Source organism: Pyrococcus sp. ST04 (assembly GCF_000263735.1).
Taxonomy (GTDB): Archaea; Methanobacteriota_B; Thermococci; order Thermococcales; family Thermococcaceae; genus Pyrococcus.
In genome coordinates this window covers 357932-377041 of sequence record NC_017946.1, presented here as the reverse complement: position 1 = coordinate 377041, position 19110 = coordinate 357932, and the positions used below count along the sequence as shown (strand labels likewise).

Below are 19110 nucleotides of genomic sequence, written 5' to 3'. Positions count from 1 at the left end.
GCGAGGAGGGGGTCAGTGTCCCAAGTTTTCTAATAAAGACTCTTAACAGCACTTTGGTTCAGAATAGTGAACCTGTAGATATCCACTACCACTCTTTCCAACCTCTTCCTGTGAAAGAAAAACTGAGCAGGTATCTCTATTGATGTTGTTAGTCTGTGCGTGATTACGAATCCGTTGTCCCGAGCGAATTTTTCAATGAACATTCTAACCTCTTTCTTCCCAAGGTGAATTGAATAAACAACATCAGCTATTTCAAATGCTTTAAGTAGAAATGGTCTGTCAGCATGTCTCTTCTGACTTCCAAAGGGGGGATTCATAATGACGGTATCAACTCTTTCAAAGAATTCAGAAACATTGGAGTTAAGAATGTCAACCTTATCCTCAAATCCCAGCTTCTTTAAATTTCTCTTAAGAATGCGAACTGCATCTGGATCAACTTCAACCGCATAAACCTTTTTTGCACCTAATAAAAGGGCCCCAACTGTTAAAACTCCCGTCCCAGCACCTAAATCGGCAATTGTTTTCCCTTGAATATCCCCAAGTGAATATGCAAGCCATAATAGCTCTGAAGCGGCTCGTCCTGGAGTTCTATACTGCTCTAAGTGGGGCTTTGGATTCTCAAACCCTTCAAGCTTTGAAAGGATTATTTCAAGCTCCTTCTTCTTCATCATTATTAACGTTTGTGTGATTATTTTTTGGTATTTTTGATTGAAAAATGCAAGTTCCACAGTAAACTAACAAAAATTTTGTCAAATTTACTTTTTTTGTTGCGTAATTTTCTTAAGTATGAAAATATTCTTTCATAGCTGGAGGTGACATCGATGACAAAGATCGTCTTGACCACAGACGAAACGTTGACGAGCACATATCATGACGTCCCTCTACTCGATTTTCTCGGGTGTGCACCATATGATAAGCTTCCAAAATGGGTGTTCAGGCTTCTCGATTCACAACTACCAGATGAAAATGGGAAACTGACGCAAGCACCTTATGGACTCAGAAAAATTGAAGCGGCACTCTTAAGATGCTTTTCACGGGAAGATGTTGTAGTAGCACATCCAAAGAAGGTTGAACAGTTTATAGATGAAAATACTGAGATAGTGGCTCTCTATGAGATGGATCCCTTAGGGTTGGGCCCAGTAACAATGATGTTTACCAACGGAGGGCAGTGGAAGAGCTATACTTCGGTTAAATTCAGAGAACTTGTTGGAAGACTCAACGCCATTAGGAAAAGGAAAAATTTAAAGTTCAAGATAGTCGTTGGCGGTCCCGGAGCATGGCAGTTGGAAATCAGAAAAGAAGAGCGTGAAAGACTAAAAATAGACCACGTAGTAATTGGTGAGGGAGAACATGCTGTATGCGAGATATTTAAAAAGATAATCGAAGAAGGGGCTGAGGAAACTATTTTCATAAGAGGATGGCCAAGGATCGAGGAAATCCCCACAATCGTCGCGCCATCTTATAAGGGGCTTGTTGAAGTTATGAGAGGATGCGGGAGAGGGTGTAGATTCTGCGAACCGAATTTGAGGGTGGCGAGGTTCATTCCTCTGGACAAAATTGAGGAAGAGATTAAAGTTAACGTAAGCGCTGGGATAGACCATGCCTGGCTACACAGCGAGGACATATTCTTGTACAAGGTAGAGGACAGAAAGAACTTCTATCCAAATGCAGAAGCTGTAATTGAGCTCTTTGAAATGGCAAGAAAGTACACAAGGAACGTCAACCCAACACATGGAACGGTTGCCGGAGCATTGGCAATTCCCGGGATGATAGAAGAAATTTCTAGGATAGTTGGTGCAAATGAAAATCATTGGATTGGAATACAAGTTGGAATGGAAACCGCAGACCCAGAGATAATAGGCAGGCTAATGAACAATAAGATGAAGCCCTTTTCACCAGAGGAATGGCCTTGGGTTCTACTCAATGGAACTTACGTTTTTAACAAGAATTACTGGTTCCCAGCGTATACTACAATCCTGGGCCTTCCAGGAGATAATGACGAAGCAGAGATTATGACCGCAAGGCTGATAATAACTATGGAAAAAGAACTGGAGGAAAAATTAGGGGATAGAGCCCACTTCACAGTTACCCCACTTGCATTTGTACCAATGGGAGTCCTAAAAGGGGAAGAATTCTACAGAGTGGAAGATATGATAACATACGGTCAGTTCCTCCACCTCTACTACGCATGGAAGCATATGGCCAGGGAAATTCTTAAGGGGCTACCAAAGGTTATGAGAGGAAACCCATTCCTAATCCCCTTCTTCCCACTAGCAAGAATCGGCGTTAGAATAGTTCTAAGGCAGATAGAGAAGTGGGGAAAGAGGAAGGGATTTGAAGTGAAGAATCTTGAGCCACTTGACATAAAGATAGAAGTTGATGAACATAGGTGGGAGTATAGACCAAGCCTTGCCGAGGCTTATTGAAATTTTCTTTTTGCTTTTTGTAAATGAGAAGCCTTAAGTAGTTCTAATACATTAAAAATTTTTAAGCATATTCAAGTTCGAGTTCGTGAGTTTATTCTCACGGCTTGGGCTTGAAAGTGGAGGATTAGATAATGAGGAAACTTATGTTTGGAGTGCTCTTGTTAATTTTGGTGTTTATAAGTGGGTGTATCAGCCCTGAAATTCCCTACAAAACTCAGGGAGAAGAGAGGAATAGTAAAGAGACGCAAACTTCTTCCGAGCACCAGCAGACAACGTCAACACAGTCCCCACCCTCTCCAGAAAGCTCAGGCAAAACTCAAACAGAAACAACATCACCGACAACAACCCCAGCCCAGACACCCGATGAACACCGGGAGGATGTAGAAACTGAAACTCCAACCCCCACAAAAACCCAGACAAGTACAGAAACCAGAGAAAACGAAAAAACAGAAACCAAAACACAAACTCCAACTCAAACCCAAGAGCCGAAAGAAGAGGAAGAAGTTCCAATAGAGCTCCCAGAAGGAGTTGAGGTTATTGAAGGGATAAACATGGGTATTAAGCTGGAAGATTCCATGGTGCCAAAGTTAAACAGTATAATCATAACTCCAGGGAAATATGTGAGCATTTTGAAACCAGAACAACTGACGGATGTCGGTTCAGTAGCCATTGCACCCAACGACACATCGATAATAGCTTCTGTAGGTGCAAAAACATCACTAAAAAATCCAGGAGCGGAAGTTACGCTAACGTTAGAATTTGCAAACGAGAGCCTCCCTACTGACTGCATCCACATAGAGAAGCTCTACATGCCGGGAGGAAAAATCATATCTCCTGAACCTACGGTCGTTGAGATAACCACGGGGAGAGAGTTTGGAAACTCCTGGAAGCTTGAGCTGTATTCTGGATTAATATCGCCCTCAGGTCACTACATTTTAAAAGACGCCTATGGGGAGGAAATTCAAAGGGGCAACATTACATTCAAAGGGAGATACGCAACTCTAACTATCAGAAATTATTCGGAAGTATTCCCGCAACAGGTGTTCCTTAAGATAAGAGGGAATTGTGGAAAAAGCAGACTATCCTATCCAAAAAGCGGATATCTCCTCTTAGAAGGAGAGAGGGGATGGATAACTTACTACACATCAGCCGGATATTATGAGGAAGTCAATGGTTTCGAAGGTGTAACTTTCAAGGCATACTCATACGGATTCGGCATGATCTTACACTTTAAGGATGGAAGCACATTTCACAATAGCATGCCGATGAAGATGTACATAGACACCGACATGGATGGCAGTGAAGAGTACTACATCTCCATAAATGGGCTGGTATGGAAACTCTATAGGAAGAGAGATGGAAAGCTACTCAGTTCCGGAAGGGGGAAAATTCTCAGCAGGGGAGGGACATTGAGAGTAGACTACACATTTGAGAATTCTTTTAGATACATCGGGAAGAGGGAATTTCTTACATGGATATCAAGCCCCCGAGCCAATATAAGATTTCCAAAGAAAAGCAACATTATAGTCGATGCCAGGGAGGGAATAGTGGTAGATAAAGACGTTGAGAGGTACCTCGTTATAGTAGTGGAAGACATATACATAAAAGGCAACAAAGACGACAGAGAGGGAGAAATTCAGATAGCATCATGGGCTTACGCTTATGGACACAAAAACGGTCCAGCATTCACATATGGACCCGTCTATACTTTTGGATATCCAATGGTTAGATGGGTGGAAGCAGAGGATAAAAGCAGACTTCTCTACCACGTTCCACAGGCCTTGGGGAACATAAGTTACCGGTTTATAAACGGATATCCAGTTTTCTCAATGCCACTAAATGAAACCTCAGAGTACAGATCCATAATCCTGAAAACCGTTGCATGGGACAATGACGATCCCGGAGAATATGTAACGCTCGGAGCGGGAATGCTAATAGATCTAGCAGTAGGACTGGCAACTGCTGAGCTAGGAACAGCGGCAAAGTGGGGATATGATGCTGCAAAAACAAGTTACTTATTGGCATCTGGGCAAGGCATCAGTACAGAGTGGGGAAATGTCTTTAACTGGCTTATAGGGGCAAAACCTGATAAAGTTGGAATAGCCAGCACGGGAATTACTGCTGGCAGGTATCCAAATGGAAGAGAGATAGAGGTCATTTCCGACAATGGAAACATGTTAGTTAGGTACTTTATATATGAAGTCGAAGTGCCAAGAACCTTGAAAAAGACTGCTGCAAAAATAACTCTCCACAGCGTTAGGTTCATCAAGGATACGGACGAGTTTGAGGATGAGTATTACTTCTATACTAGAGCCTGCACAGGGTTTGAAAAGCTCGAAAAATACAAGAATATACCAGACTCAAAGGTTCATGTCTACCCACTCGTTCCCTCAGGTACGTCCTACGTATTTCCACGCTACGAGAAGGTAATGCTAAAGAAAGCCAAAAACACAGTATTCAACATTTCATCGTTTTCAGCCGGCAAATGTGTTCTCGAAAAAGGCCTAAAAAGAGGGATAGTTGAGGGGAATAAGGGAGAGTTAAAGTTCAATGCAACGATTTTAGACCTCAATGCTCCCCAGACCCCGTTCATTTACTTTGAATACCAGGGATGGGAGGAAGACCTTGAGAAGTGGGGAGACGATGATGACCCAATGGGTGGGATCGGATTTACGATCCTGCTAGATGATGACTACTTCGATTGGGACTATGACTCTGGAATTCCCCACAAATCCTGGACGGCACTTTTCAGACTCAAGGGAGTTTCAGGTGGGAAAACAGACATCATTCTAGGAATTAACATTGGAGAGTGAGCCCTCTTTTTTACCTTTTTGCAATGCTCACAGCGTATTCGACAAGTTTACCAGCAATATCTGCCTTTGTAGCCTCATAGGCAGATTTGAATTCCATTGTAGGGTTGACCTCGTTAACGAGTAAGCCCTTCCTGCTCTCAAAGATGTCAATAGCTAACGCTCCCTCACCAAAAGCTTCCCATGCCTTAATAGCCAGCTCTCTAACTTCCTCATCTTCACAAGGTTCAGCTTTCGCCCCCCTAGCAGCGTTGGTTATCCAGTGACTTGAGTAGCGATATATTGCCGTTACAAACTCGCCCCCAATGACTATTGCCCTTATATCACGACCGGGCTTCTCGACAAATTTCTGAAGGTAATAGACTTTATAGAGCGGATTACCCATCCACTCCCTATGCTCAAATATCCCCTCTGCAACATTGTCATTTTCTATCTTAGCTATTAACCTTCCCCAGCTCCCAAAAACAGGCTTCGACACTACAGGGTAACCAAGCTTTCTGGCAGCAATCACGGCACTTTCTTTGTCAAAGGCGACCGCCCACTCCGGAACTGGGACTTTTTTGGCGAGTCTTAAGGTTGCGAGCAATTTGTCCCCCGCTTCATAGATAAGCCAGTGGGGGTTAACTGTAGGTATGCCATTCTCCTCAAAGAGCTTGGAAATGTAGAGAGCCTTGAAATGGCTAACATCTCTAACTATTACGACATCCACATCAAAGTCACCAGGGAACACAATCTCCCTATCATTAAGCATTACAACTTCCCCAAACTTCTCCGCCCTTTTTTTGAGCATGAGCTCCTCCTTTCTGAGTATTGTGAAAGTTATCCCTATCTTCATTATTTAACCTCCCCTAGCCATGACATTTGTAAGATTTAAATCACTTTTGTAACTTTTTTTGTTATATTGTAATTTAAATGTTGCAAATATAACAAAATAAAGACGGACATAACCTATATCTCCTTCAATTTTCTAGAGTCTTCCTCCAATTTTTTCTCGGCCCTCCACAGGAAATTTTTAACCTGTTCGGGATCTGGAGACCCCAAAACAGGCTTCAGAATGCCCTCCTCAAGTGAAACATCTATTCCATACTTTTTAGATATTCTCGAATAGAACTCCTCTACACTCTCAGAATCCCGTATAATCGAAGCAATCTCCACATAAACATCCCTATATGGTTTCCCAGTCGCTAAAGCAATTTTTTCAGCAATGTCCGTTGCGAGTATTGGGAACACTTTCGAGTCCCTAATCATGTTTTCTGGATTAATCTTAATTCCCTCGAAAGCGTTTTTAAATATTCTGAGCGTTTCAAGGGTTCCCTGCAGTATTTTGAGGGCATGCTTGTTGGCTTCCTGCATGTCCAAGTTGTATCCAGTCGGAAGACCCTTTAATATTGTCATCAAAGCCACGAAGTGACCAAGTGCCTCACCGCCCCATGCTCTGGCAACCTCCATTGTAACGGGATTCTTCTTCTGGGGCATCATACTACTAGTCGCTAAATGCTCCCTGGGAAGTTGGATGTAGTTAAAGTTGGGAGTTGAAAATATAATTAGATCCTCAGCAACCCTGGAAAGGGATATTGACAGTAACACATCCGCAGAGCACGCCACGGCTAGAAAGTCTCTACTACTTGTGGCATATATAGAGTTCTCAACTACACTAGAAAATAATAGCTTCCCGATGTATTCCCTGTCGAGCGGTACCGTGGTTCCACCGATCGCTCCAGCTCCAAGGGGTGATTTGTCAACTACTTTCAGTGCAAAGAAAAGCATGTCCGTATACATCTCAAGTGTTTCTACTATAGAGCACAGATAGTGAGCAAAGGTTGATGGCTGGGCTGGCTGAAGATGAGTAAAGGAGGGCATCAAAGTTTGCAAGTTCTCCTTGGCCTTTTCAATTAGGACTTTTCGAAGCGAGAGAACTTCTTTTATCTGCTCTTTTAGGATTTTCTTTGTTTTAAGCCTAAGAGCACACGCAACGTGATCGTTTCTACTTTTGCCAAGAGGCAGATAGCCTTCATCTCCCCCTATTTTCTTTTTTAGATATATCTCAACCGCCTCATGAATGTCCTCAGCCTCTATCGAAAAGAGAGGTTCAGGATTCTTCTTAAGCTCTAAAAGTTCCATTAGAATGAGTTCGCCCTTGTCTGGAGGTATTAGCTCAGAATGAAGTAAACCTTTAACATGAGCAATTAGACACTCTATAACCTCTCCCACGATTTCCCTGTCTTCTTCCATTGAAGAGATATATTTAAGAGCAAGCTCATTTGTTTCGCCCAGAAGAGCTTTCCGGTACATTGTATTCACCACTGCAAAATATTTAGAAGTGAAAATAGTGCATCAGCCAGCAAGCTTTTCAGCTTCCTTTAAAGCTTCTTTGAGCTCGTCTATTGTTGTTATAGTTTTAACCCCGTGCATGACATTGTAGGCCAGAACACTCTGCATTCCAAAGAGCTCAATAAAGCCCTTGGCGAGCTTCTGATCAAAGCTACTGAACTTCTCGTAGGTTGCAACTTTTATATCATAAAGGGCGTTGTCTGATGTCCTTCCCACTACTATCGCATTGCCCTTCCAAAGCTTCACCTTGACTTCTCCATTAACAGCCTTCTCGGCCTCCTCTATGAACCCTTCTAAAGCATGCCTGAGGGGTTCATACCAGAGCCCATTGTAAACCAGCCAAGACCATTTTGAATCCACGATGTCTTTAAACTCGATGAGCCACTTGGTTAGTGTGAGCTTTTCAAGGTCGTAATGGGCCTTTATTATAGTAACTGCTGCTGGTGCTTCATAAACTTCCCTGCTCTTGATTCCAACGGTCCTGTCCTCAATGTGGTCTATCCTCCCTACTCCGTGTTTTCCAGCGATCTCATTCAGCTTAATGATGAGCTCAAGGAGAGGCATTTTCTCTCCATTCAAAGCAACAGGTATACCATTTTCAAATTCCAGCATTATATATTCTGGCTCGTTGGGGGCCTTTGCTGGAGAAACTGTCCACTCAAAGACTTCCTCAGGTGGCTCTGCAAAAGGATCCTCCAAAACCCCTCCCTCTATGCTCCTCCCCCAGATGTTCTCATCGATACTGTAAATTTTGTCGCTTACAGGTATTCCATGTTTTTTTGCATACTCCATTTCCCAGTCCCTGGTGAGATTCCATTCTGCAACTGGCTGGAGAATCTCAGCTTCTGGCATGAGGGCCTTTATTCCAAGGTTAAACCTGACCTGATCATTTCCTTTTCCAGTACAGCCGTGAGCTATAACATTGGCTCCCTCTTTTTTGGCAATCTCTACAAGCTTCTCAACAATCAACGGCCTTGCCAGGGCCGTAGCTAGCGGATAAGCTTTCTCATATAGTGCATTGGCTTTTATAGCCTTTGACACATAATTATTTGCAAATTCTTCCCTGGCATCAATGTAATAGTGTTTAACTGCCCCAAACTTGTATGCTTTTTCCTCAATCTTTTCAAAATCGTCTTTCTGACCGACATCTACCGTTACAGTAACAACTTCAGCCCCAAGTTTTTCCTGCATGAGCTTGAGTATTACCGATGTATCGAGACCACCAGAGTAAGCTAGCACGACTTTCATGTTTGTCACCAAAATTTACCAAAAATAACATATTTTTATTTCTTTTGTAATTGATATTACAAAAAGAATTGTAATGTTGCAAATAAAACAAAAAGTTTCATTCGCCAGAATATAGGGCTCCATAAGGTCTCTTGCTTTTCGGCGCCACGACTTTCCAATCGCCCTCAATAATTTCGTCTTTCTCACAACCAAAGTAATTGCAGAACTTCTCTGCAGATTTTTCAATTAGTTTCCAATCCTCTTCTGTCAGTTGAGAGAATGTAGCTTCCTTCGCAAGCTGGTGCTCTTCAACAGTTCCCCTTATTAGTATTCTCCCACCATGCATCCCTGTGCCTATGTATCTAGCCCTGTGCCTTTTAATTCCAATTCCAAACACAACAACCCTTCCACCCGCCATATATTCCCCAAGGAAATCTTGAGCACTTTGTCCTATCACAAGGATTGGGTTTCTTTCCATGTATCCCTTCATGTGGATTGCAGCCCTGTAGCCAACGCCGTCTCGTATGTAAATTTCTCCACCCCTCATGCTCATTGCGACGACGTCTCCTGCCCTTCCATGTACTATTATTTCACCAGAATCCATGGTGTTCCCGACACCATCCTGAGCATTTCCATAAACAACAATCCTATGTCCCGCTAAAAACGCACCTAGGTCGTTCCCTGGGATGCCGTGTATTTCAATTTCAACTTTGATACCGTTTAGAGCAAGCCTTGTGCCAATGAACCTCTGCCCAAAAACGTTTCTCAAAATTATTTTTTTAGCTCCTCTTATGACGCACTCCCTTATTAGGTCGTTGACCTCCTTATGAGTTAAATCCCTTGCATTTATCTCGGCAACGCCACTTTCAAATTTCAATATGTAGGAGCTCAGGTCATCTAACTTCCTCACTCTCTCCAGGTAGGGGTTTACAATCCCAATTTCCAAACTCATTCTCCCGCCCCCTTAATTCCTAAAACTTCAAGCTCCCATTTCTCCAGCCCAATTCCCCTAAGATGTTCTCTATTCCCGCGAAGGCTTTCAACAGCATTAATTCCCATTGCACCAAGCATCTCCTTTATTTCCAAACTCCACGCCTTTAGAAGATTTACCAATCTCTTAGACGCGGCTTTGGGGCTCAATCTCCTCATTAAAACCGGATCTTGAGTTGTTATGCCCCAGGGACACTTGCCCGTGTAGCACTTCTGACACATTGTACACCCAATTGCTATTAGGGCAGCGGTTCCTATGTACACAGCATCAGCACCCAACGCTATCGCCTTCACAACATCTGCAGAATTCCTAATCCCTCCCGAGACTATTATTGAGACCTCATGCCTAATTCCTTCCTCTCTTAATCTCCTATCCACTGCTGCCAACGCAAGTTCGATGGGGATCCCGACGTGATCCCTGATTATCTTTGGTGTCGCTCCCGTTCCTCCTCTAAATCCGTCTATAACTATTGCATCTGCTCCAGCCCTAGCTATACCGCTTGCAATAGCCGCTATGTTATGTACAGCTGCAACTTTAACAAATACAGGCTTTTCATAATTCGTTGCCTCTTTTATTGCATGTATCAAGGTTGCCAGATCTTCAATTGAATAAATATCATGGTGGGGAGCTGGAGAAAGAGCATCTGTTCCAGGTGGTATCATTCTTGTTCTAGCAATTCCCTCAGTAACCTTCTCCCCCGGCAGATGACCTCCAATGCCCGGCTTTGCTCCCTGACCTATCTTTATCTCTATGGCCGCAGCGGAGTTAAGGTAGTCTGGATCAACCCCAAATCTTCCACTTGCTACTTGAACTATTGCATGATCCCCGTACTTCTTCCTGAGCTCAGGTGGCAAGCCACCTTCGCCAGTACTAAACATGGTCCCAAATTCCTTAGCAGCCATCGCTATTGCAAGAAAAGCATTGTAGCTGAGGGCTCCATAGCTCATTCCGGCAAACATTATTGGAGCTTCTATTTCAAGATTGGGAGGAATTTCTGTTTTTATTTCAATGTTCTCTGGATCAATTTCCAACTGCCTTGGCTTCCTCCCTATGAATGTCTTCAGCTCTATAGGCTCCCTTAACGGGTCTATTGGAGGATTAGTAACTTGGGATGCATTCAATAGAATATGGTCAAAGTAAACCTTGTAGGGTTTATCGTTCCCAGTTCCTGTAAGAAGAACTCCCCCACCTTCTGCCTGCCTCTTTATGTCCGTGATTATATCCTTGGTCCAGTAAGCATTTGGTCTGTAGGAGCCAGGATACGGCCTAACTATTAAGGCATCTGTAGGGCAGAACACAACGCACCTCTGACAGCCAACGCACTTGGTGTAGTCAATAAGTATGTCTGTCTTGTCCTCATTCCACTGATGCACTCCAAAGGGGCACTGGTACACACAAGCACCGCACTTTATGCACCTCTCATCGTCCCTCTCAACCAAAAATTCCGGAAGTACGTGGGATATCACGTTATTTCACCCTCTACGAATTTTTTAACATCTTTTTCAAGTCTCGCAACTATTGGTTCTCCACCATAAGGAGTGTAAACTTTGTCAACTTTCGGAAAGAGATACCTTATTGGAGCTTCCTCCGATGATATCATGAACAGACTTCCCCTCTCCGCGGCAGTTAAGGGTCTGAGTCTTATTCTATCCGTAAGCCCGAACATTTCTCCATGTCTGGCGACTATAACAGCCCAGGGGCCATTAACTAGCAACGGTGAATATGTCATCCTGAGAGCCTTGTAGAATTTTCTCTCTTTCTCGGACATCCTTTCTATTTCATCCCACATTGGAGGAGCAAGGATCTTTGCAACAACCTCTATTGGAAGCCCCTGTCTTCTCATGAGGAGGTCAAAAATGTATGCCATAACCTCAGTATCCGTTTTTAAAGTGCTGTAATATCCATACATCTCTAAATATCTCTTATTTGTACCGTAAGAGCTTATTTCACCGTTATGGACAACACTCCAATCAAGAATGCTAAAGGGGTGTGCCCCTCCCCACCAGCCAGGGGTGTTCGTTGGAAATCTAGTATGTGCAGTCCAAATATACCCCCTGTACTCCTCTATCATGAAGAAATCTGCAATATCCTCTGGAAACCCCACTCCCTTGAAAACCCCCATGTTCTTTCCAGATGAAATTATGTAAGCCCCCTCGATGTGTCTGTTAACATACATGACCTTTTTTATTACATAGTCCTCGTCACTAAGGGACTTCTCCGTACCTTTCTTTCTTGGAGCAACAAAATACCTTATAAATTTGGGGGGATCAACTACATTCGCCTTGTCATTTACAGGGATCTCGTCCTCATAGATTATGTCAAAGTTTGCACTTATATAACTGTACACTTTTTCCTTTGCATCTTTGTTGTCAAGCATTATGTGAAGGGCATAGTACTCCTTGAACTTCTTGTAAAGGCCATAAACAGCAAATCCTGCTCCAAGACCATTTCCTCTAACCTTCATTAGAGACATAGCTTCTACTATGAGCTTTCCGCTGAACCTTCTCCCTGCCCTGTCCATTATGCCAAAAATACCGCACGCCGAAAAGTCCTTATCATCGTTGAACCTCATGGCTCTCTACCCTTCTCAATTTATCCCTCATAGTGATACAGGAATATTTTTTATATTTTTCTATTTTGGTCTAAAATATTTTGACAAAATTAGCTAATTAACCTAATAATGTTCGAAAATGTATCGCTGGACATTAATGCACATTAACTTAGAATATTCTCCAATAAATAAACAATATTAACGAAAATTTTTTTAATATGATGATTTCACACTTTTCTTTATTTATCTATCATAAAATGTGCATATTTTAAACATGTATCCAAAATTATACTTTACAAACATCAAGATCTATTGCACATTTTACCAAAAATTGTCCAATAATAATATAAAGTATAATGATATCCGAAAACCTTCGGAGGTGAAATAAGTCGTGAGCACAACAATTAGGGGTCTTGAAAATGTTTACATAGATCAATCGAGCATATGCTATATAGATGGCAGAGGAGGAAGGCTTTACTATAGAGGTTACAGCATAGAGGAATTGGCCGAGCTGAGTACGTTTGAAGAAGTCACGTATCTCCTATGGTTTGGAAAGCTACCAACAAAGAGGGAACTCAAAGAATTTTCAGAAAACCTTGTGAAAAATAGAAAGCTACCCTCCGAACTTCTCGATTTGTTAGAAAAGATGCCCAGAGCAGCCCATCCTATGGGAGTTTTGAGAACTGCCGTTTCATTCCTTGGGAATTTAAATGGGGAACCAAGTGCAACAATGGAGGACGTATTAAAAAAAGGAATCAGCATTACCGCAAAAATCCCCACAATAGTTGCAACTATGTACAGACTTAGGAATGAACTTGAACCCATTGAACCTTCCAAAAAACTCAGCCATGCAGCAAACTTTTTGTACATGCTACACGGAGAAGAGCCCCCCAAAGAGTGGGAAAGAGCTATGGACGTAGCCTTGATTCTGTATGCAGAGCATGAGATAAACGCCTCAACCCTAACAGTTATGACAGTCGGCTCAACGCTAAGTGACTATTACTCCGCAATAGTTGCAGGAATAGGAGCGCTAAAGGGACCTCTTCATGGGGGTGCTGTTGAAGGAGCAATAAAGCAGTTCATGGAGATAGGAAGTCCAGAGAAGGTCGAAGAATGGTTTTTTAACGCCCTGAAAGAAAAGAGAAAGATAATGGGAGCAGGCCATAGAGTCTACAAAACGTACGACCCAAGAGCTAGGATATTCAAAAAATATGCAAAGATGCTCGGAGATAAAAGATTATACGCAATAGCCGAAAAGCTGGAAGCATTGGTTCAAGAACACCTAAGCAAAAAAGGGGTTAGTATAAATGTTGACTATTGGTCAGGTATAGTGTTCCATGCAATGAGAATCCCAATAGAGCTGTACACAACAATATTCGCGATGGGCAGAATAGCAGGGTGGACAGCTCATCTAGCTGAGTATATTTCTCACAACAGACTAATCAGGCCGAGGCTCCAATATGTTGGGGAGGTTGGCAAAAAATACGTTCCAATAGAGATGAGAGAATAACTCCCTCACTCTTCTCTCCATAACTTTTAGGAGGTGGCTATATGGAGCTTCCCCAAGAGGGTAAAATAATCGAAGTTAAAAATGGAAAGCTCAGAGTTCCAAATGAGCCGATCATAGCTTACATAGAAGGAGACGGAATAGGAAGGGAAGTCATACCATCGGCACTAAAAGTTGCAGACAAGGCAACGGAAGTTGCGTACAGCGGAAAAAGAAAAATAATATGGTGGGAGCTTCTGGCAGGAAAAAAGGCGCTAAAAGAAAGAGGAGAGTTACTGCCCCAGGAAACCATAGAGGGAATAGCACTAACGAAGGTTGCCATAAAAGGACCTCTCGAAACTCCAGTAGGAAGCGGACACAGAAGCTTAAACGTTACATTAAGGAAAGTACTTGACCTATATGCCAACGTAAGGCCAGTTAAATATTACGGCGCTCCAACTCCATTTGCATACGCGGAACATGTTGATTTTATAATATTTAGAGAAAACACAGAAGACGTTTATGCAGGAATCGAATGGAAAGCCTTTAGCGAAGAAGCTAAAAAAGTCATGAAGTTTCTTGAGGAAGAATTTGGGATAAAAGTAAGGGAAGATTCTGGACTTAGCCTTAAGCCAATATCAAAATTCGCAACTCAGAGGATTATGAGAAAGGCACTACAGTGGGCAATTGACAAAAAAAGAAAGAGTGTTACGATAATGCATAAAGGAAACATAATGAAGTTCACAGAAGGAGCATTCAGGGAATGGTGCTATGAAGTTGCAGAGAAGGAATTCGGAGATTACATCAGCATAGGAGAAGAAAAACCCGGGAAAATACTAGTAAACGACAGAATAGCGGACAACATGTTTCAGCAGATAATCCTCAAACCATGGGCATATGATATAATAGTGACACCTAACCTCAACGGAGACTACATAAGCGACGCAGCGGCCGCACTCGTTGGCGGAGTAGGCATGGCTGCAGGCCTAAATCTAGGAGATCACATAGCACTCGCCGAGCCAGTTCACGGAACAGCCCCAGATATAGCAGGAAAGGGGATAGCAAACCCCTCAGCAGCTATACTAAGCGTTGCCCTATTACTAGAATATATCGGATGGGAGGAGGCTGCCGATCTCATAAGGAAAGCCGTTAGAAAAACCATAGAATCTGGGAAAGTTACAGCCGATTTGGCAAAAGACAAGCAAAAAGCTTTGAGCACCGAAGAGTTCACAAACGAGGTTATAAAAGCCATTGAGGGGGATGAATGATGTATTTAGAAGAGAGAGAAGGGATTAAATTCTACAGCTTAAATAAGCTCGAGAGAGAAGGATATGACGTCCATTCTCTCCCATACTCCCTTAGAATTCTTGTTGAAAACATTTTAAGACACATTGGTAATGGCATTGTAACAGAGGAACATCTAGCAAACGTCTTTGAGAGGAAAGGAGAAATCCCGTTTTATCCTGCAAGGATAATAATGCAGGACTACACAGGCGTTCCAGCGGTCGTTGATTTAGCAGCAATGAGAGATCACGTTGCTGAGCAGGGAGGAGATCCAACGAAAGTAAACCCCCTAATACCCGTCGAGCTGGTAATAGATCACTCCCTAATAGTTCTGTACCACGGAACCAGATATTCCCTCCGCGAAAACATGAAAGCAGAGTTAGAGGCAAATAGGGAGAGATACTCACTACTCAAGTGGGCATCTAGTGCATTTAAGAACTTTCGAGTTGTTCCACCAGGAAAGGGAATAATACATCAGATAAACGTTGAGCATTTAGCCAGGATAGTGTTCTATGAAAACGGTATCGCTTATCCAGATACGGTCTTAGGAACCGACAGCCACACTCCGATGGTTAATGGAATAGGAGTTCTTGGGTGGGGTGTAGGAGGAATAGAGGCGGAAGCCGCACTTTTAGGTCAACCCTATTATATGAGAGTTCCAGAAGTCGTTGGGGTGATTCTTGAGGGAGAGCCCGCCCCAGAAGTAACCCCCACAGACATCGTTTTGACAATCACCGAAAAGCTAAGGAAAAAAGGAGTCGTAGGAAAATTCCTGGAGTATACAGGAAATCTTGAGGCACTTACATCATTTGACAGAGCTGTAATAGCAAACATGACTCCCGAAAACGGAGCAACAGTAGGATACTTTCCAATTGATGAGGAAACACTTCGATTCATCTCACTAACGAGAGGAAAGGAGAAGGCAGCATTCGTTGAGAAGTATACAAAAATGAACATGTTGTTTAGAGAAAACGAGCCCAAATTCGATGAAAAGATAAGAGTGGACCTATCTAAAGTTGAACCCTCCATAGCAGGACCACATCATCCAGAAGACAGAATACCCCTTAGAAAAGCAAAAGAACAGTTTAAAGATAGCAGGAAGAAAATTAAGATATTAATTGAAAACGCCGAGACTGAGGTAGAGGACGGCATAGTCGCACTCGCCGCAATAGCCAGTTGCACAAACACATCAAATCCCTACAACATCCTCTCAGCGGCTCTCCTAGCAAAGAAAGCTGTTGAACTTGGTCTCAAAGTAAAACCATGGGTAAAAACAAGCTTCACTCCAGGTAGCAGGGTTGTTGTTAAATACTTAGAAAAGCTGGGATTAATGAGCTATCTAGAAGCACTAGGATTCCATGTGAATGGATTCGCGTGTGCAAGCTGTATAGGAAACAGTGGACCATTGAAGGATGAGGTTGAGAAAGCCATAGACAGTGGTCTAACTGCCACGGCTGTCATCAGTGGAAACAGAAACTTTAGAAGGAGGATAAATCCAAAAATAGAGCACACCTACCTAGCCAGCCCACCCCTGGTTGTCGCATTTGCGATAGCAGGAAGGATTAATGTAGACTTTGAAAATGAGCCAATAGCCTATGATCCAAATGGAAGACCAGTATATCTTCGGGACATATTCCCAACTAGGGAAGAGATAAAGGCGTTAGAAAGCGAAATTGGAGAAGACATGTTCAGAGAAGTCTATGAAAACCTCTTTGAGAGCGAAAGTTGGAAGGTAATTAAGGCGAATTCGGGAGAACTGTACGAGTGGGATGAGAAGTCGACGTATATAAGGAAGCCCCCGTTCTTTGAGCTCGAACCGATAAAAGGAGACATTGAAAATGCAAGAGTTCTAATAATGCTTGGAGATAGAATCAGTACTGATGACATAAGTCCAGCTGGAAAGATAGACTCCGAAAGTCCAGCTGGCAAGTACTTAAGATCACTTGGTGTCAAAAACCTCCACACCTACGGAGCTAGAAGGGGCAACCATGAGGTCATGATGCGCGGAACATTTGCGAGGTTCAAAACGGTCTACTGGCCAACCGGAGAAGAGATGAGTGTTTACGAGGCCGCAATGAGATACAGAAAAGAAGGAATCCCTGTAATAATAATTGCCGGAAAACAGTACGGAGTTGGTAGTAGTAGAGACTGGGCTGCAAAAGGACCCGCACTTCTCGGAGTCAGGGCGGTAATAGCCGAGAGCTTCGAGAGGATACATAGGAGTAACTTAGTTGGCATGGGAATACTCCCCCTCCAGTTTAAGGATCCAACAACCAGAAGTCTCCTTAAAGGGGATGAAGTATACACAATAAAAGGACTTAACGACCTATATCCAGGGAAAATCGTAAAGGTCATAGCAAAGAGGCCCAATGGAGAAAAGATAGAGTTTGAGGCAATAGTTAGACTCGAAACACCCATTGAAGTCGAGTACATAAAAGCCGGCGGAATATTAAGATTTGCTCTCAAGGAACTTCTTTCCTCATCCAGAAATTAATTCTAGATGGTCATGCTTATATTCCACTATTTTTTCATATAATTGGGGAGCACCATGAGGATAGAGGACGTTTATATCTGGGACATCAATGCCAAATGGCTTGGAATCACACCGTTTCAACTTATGGAAAACGCAGGAGCAGGAGTTGCAAGGATTATTGAAGAAAAATATGGAAAAGGTCTAAAAATTGCAGTGTTCTGTGGAACAGGAAACAATGGAGGAGATGGTTTCGTAGTTGCAAGGCACTTAAGCTATGAGAACAGTGTAACAGTGTTCCTGGTAGGGGAAGAAACAAAAATAAGAAGCGAAGAGGCCAAGCTTAATTGGAATATACTCAAAAACCTCGACTTTGTAAATATAAGGATACTCAAGGATTCGAGTCAGATAAAAGAGCTGGATTTGAGTGAATTCGATGTTATAGTTGATGCCCTTCTTGGAGCCGGAACTAAAGGAACACCAAGAGAGCCAATAAAGAGTGCAATAGAAAAGATAAACGAACACTCCGGAAAGGTCAAAATCGTCAGTATTGACTTGCCAAGTGGTTATCCAAGCGAAATAATGGTAAAAGCTGATTTTGCTGTCACATTTCAATGGGACAAGGAGGAATACGAAGGGTTTGAAAGGATAGTAGTAAAAATAGGCTATCCCAAGGAGCTCTACCACTTAGTGGGACCTGCACATGTCAAGTTTGCATTCAGAAGAAAGGGAAGCCACAAGGGACAAAATGGAAAGCTACTGGTAATTGGAGGGAGTGAAAACTACTATGGAGCCCCATATTTAGCAGCAAAGGCGGCAAGTTATCTTGTAGACTTAGTGTTTCTTCTAACGCCAGAGAGAGTCTCGCGCAAGATAAATGATCCAGACCTGATAATAAGGGAAGTGAAAGGAGATAACTTAACAGCAAGACATGTTGACGAAGCCCTAAAGATATCAGAGAAAGTGGATGCAGTAGTTATAGGGCCAGGATTGGGCATTAGTGAGCCGACAAAAGCTTTTGTTAGAGAGTTCATTGAAAAAGTAGAAAAACCAGTAGTTATAGATGCCGATGGGCTTAAGATAATCTCAGAACACTTAGAAGTACTTGCGGACAAAACCTTCATATTAACTCCTCATGCAGGAGAGTTCTCAAAGCTTTTCGGAATAAAGCCAGAAGGGAGCCTAGAAGAGAAGGCGAGAATAGTAATGGAGAAGGCTAGGGAGATTAGTGGAACAATAATTCTGAAGGGCGAGTACGATATAATAAGCGATGGCAAGACTTGGCTATACAACAAAACAGGAAACAGAGGTATGACTACGGGCGGAACTGGAGATATCTTAGCTGGAACCGTAGGAGCGTTTTTAGCATTAGGGAACAGCCAACTAAGAGCGGCTGCTGCTGGAACATTTTTGGTTGGATATGCAGGAGATTTAACAAAAGAAGAAATGGGGGAAGCATTCACTGCTATGGACGTTGCTAGGAGGCTTCCTCTAGCATTGAAGAAAATCCTAGAGTTTTAGCAGAGGGAGAAAT

The 19110-nt window shown here is 42.8% G+C and carries 13 protein-coding genes; 6 read left to right on the top strand and 7 right to left on the bottom strand.

The features are described 5' to 3' along the window. Positions 1-29 precede the first annotated feature (29 nt). Positions 30-668: an METTL5 family protein gene (locus PY04_RS01920; RefSeq protein WP_048056173.1), complete on the bottom strand. Its 639-nt coding sequence runs from the start codon at positions 666-668 to the stop codon at positions 30-32. 153 nt (positions 669-821) lie between these two features. On the opposite strand from PY04_RS01920, the gene PY04_RS01915 reads away from it, so the two are divergent. Beyond that, a complete protein-coding gene (locus PY04_RS01915; protein ID WP_014733494.1) occupies positions 822-2426 on the top strand; it encodes a radical SAM protein in 1605 nt (534 codons plus the stop codon). A gap of 131 nt (positions 2427-2557) precedes the next feature. Further along, entirely contained in the window at positions 2558-5239 is a 2682-nt protein-coding gene (locus PY04_RS01910) for a hypothetical protein (protein WP_014733493.1), read from the top strand. A gap of 10 nt (positions 5240-5249) precedes the next feature. On the opposite strand, the gene lysX is transcribed toward PY04_RS01910, so the two are convergent. The 6 genes from lysX to PY04_RS01880 all read right to left on the bottom strand — a co-directional run bounded on the left by lysX (position 5250) and on the right by PY04_RS01880 (position 12357). Beyond that, on the bottom strand, positions 5250-6071 hold the full coding sequence (lysX, locus tag PY04_RS01905) for a lysine biosynthesis protein LysX (protein ID WP_048055899.1): 822 nt from the start codon (positions 6069-6071) through the stop codon (positions 5250-5252). A 113-nt stretch (positions 6072-6184) separates the two neighbouring features. Beyond that, positions 6185-7528, bottom strand: coding sequence for an argininosuccinate lyase (argH, locus tag PY04_RS01900; RefSeq protein ID WP_014733491.1), 1344 nt, complete (start codon positions 7526-7528; stop codon positions 6185-6187). Positions 7529-7570: 42 nt separating this feature from the next. Further along, positions 7571-8815: an argininosuccinate synthase gene (locus tag PY04_RS01895; RefSeq protein WP_014733490.1), complete on the bottom strand. Its 1245-nt coding sequence runs from the start codon at positions 8813-8815 to the stop codon at positions 7571-7573. Between the two features lie 97 nt (positions 8816-8912). After that, a complete protein-coding gene (locus tag PY04_RS01890) occupies positions 8913-9746 on the bottom strand; it encodes a hypothetical protein (RefSeq protein ID WP_014733489.1) in 834 nt (277 codons plus the stop codon). After that, positions 9743-11251: a glutamate synthase-related protein gene (locus PY04_RS01885; protein ID WP_014733488.1), complete on the bottom strand. Its 1509-nt coding sequence runs from the start codon at positions 11249-11251 to the stop codon at positions 9743-9745. The genes PY04_RS01890 and PY04_RS01885 overlap by 4 nt, the downstream gene beginning before the upstream one ends. Further along, entirely contained in the window at positions 11248-12357 is a 1110-nt protein-coding gene (locus PY04_RS01880) for a glutamine amidotransferase family protein (RefSeq protein WP_048055898.1), read from the bottom strand. The genes PY04_RS01885 and PY04_RS01880 overlap by 4 nt, the downstream gene beginning before the upstream one ends. A 370-nt stretch (positions 12358-12727) precedes the next feature. Between PY04_RS01880 and PY04_RS01875 the strand changes: the two genes are divergently transcribed. From PY04_RS01875 to PY04_RS01860, 4 genes are read left to right on the top strand one after another with little or no spacing between them, the layout of a single operon-like run. Continuing rightward, positions 12728-13846 (top strand): citrate/2-methylcitrate synthase, encoded by a 1119-nt coding sequence (locus PY04_RS01875; RefSeq protein WP_014733486.1) that lies wholly within the window; start codon positions 12728-12730, stop codon positions 13844-13846. Positions 13847-13887: 41 nt separating this feature from the next. Then, positions 13888-15090 carry an NADP-dependent isocitrate dehydrogenase gene (locus PY04_RS01870; RefSeq protein WP_014733485.1) on the top strand — a complete coding sequence of 401 codons (1203 nt, stop codon included), beginning with the start codon at positions 13888-13890 and terminating at the stop codon, positions 15088-15090. After that, a complete protein-coding gene (gene acnA / locus PY04_RS01865) occupies positions 15087-17600 on the top strand; it encodes an aconitate hydratase AcnA (protein WP_237710131.1) in 2514 nt (837 codons plus the stop codon). Before PY04_RS01870 ends, acnA begins: the two co-directional genes overlap by 4 nt. Positions 17601-17654: 54 nt before the next feature. After that, positions 17655-19097: a bifunctional ADP-dependent NAD(P)H-hydrate dehydratase/NAD(P)H-hydrate epimerase gene (locus tag PY04_RS01860; protein ID WP_014733483.1), complete on the top strand. Its 1443-nt coding sequence runs from the start codon at positions 17655-17657 to the stop codon at positions 19095-19097. Positions 19098-19110 lie beyond the last annotated feature (13 nt).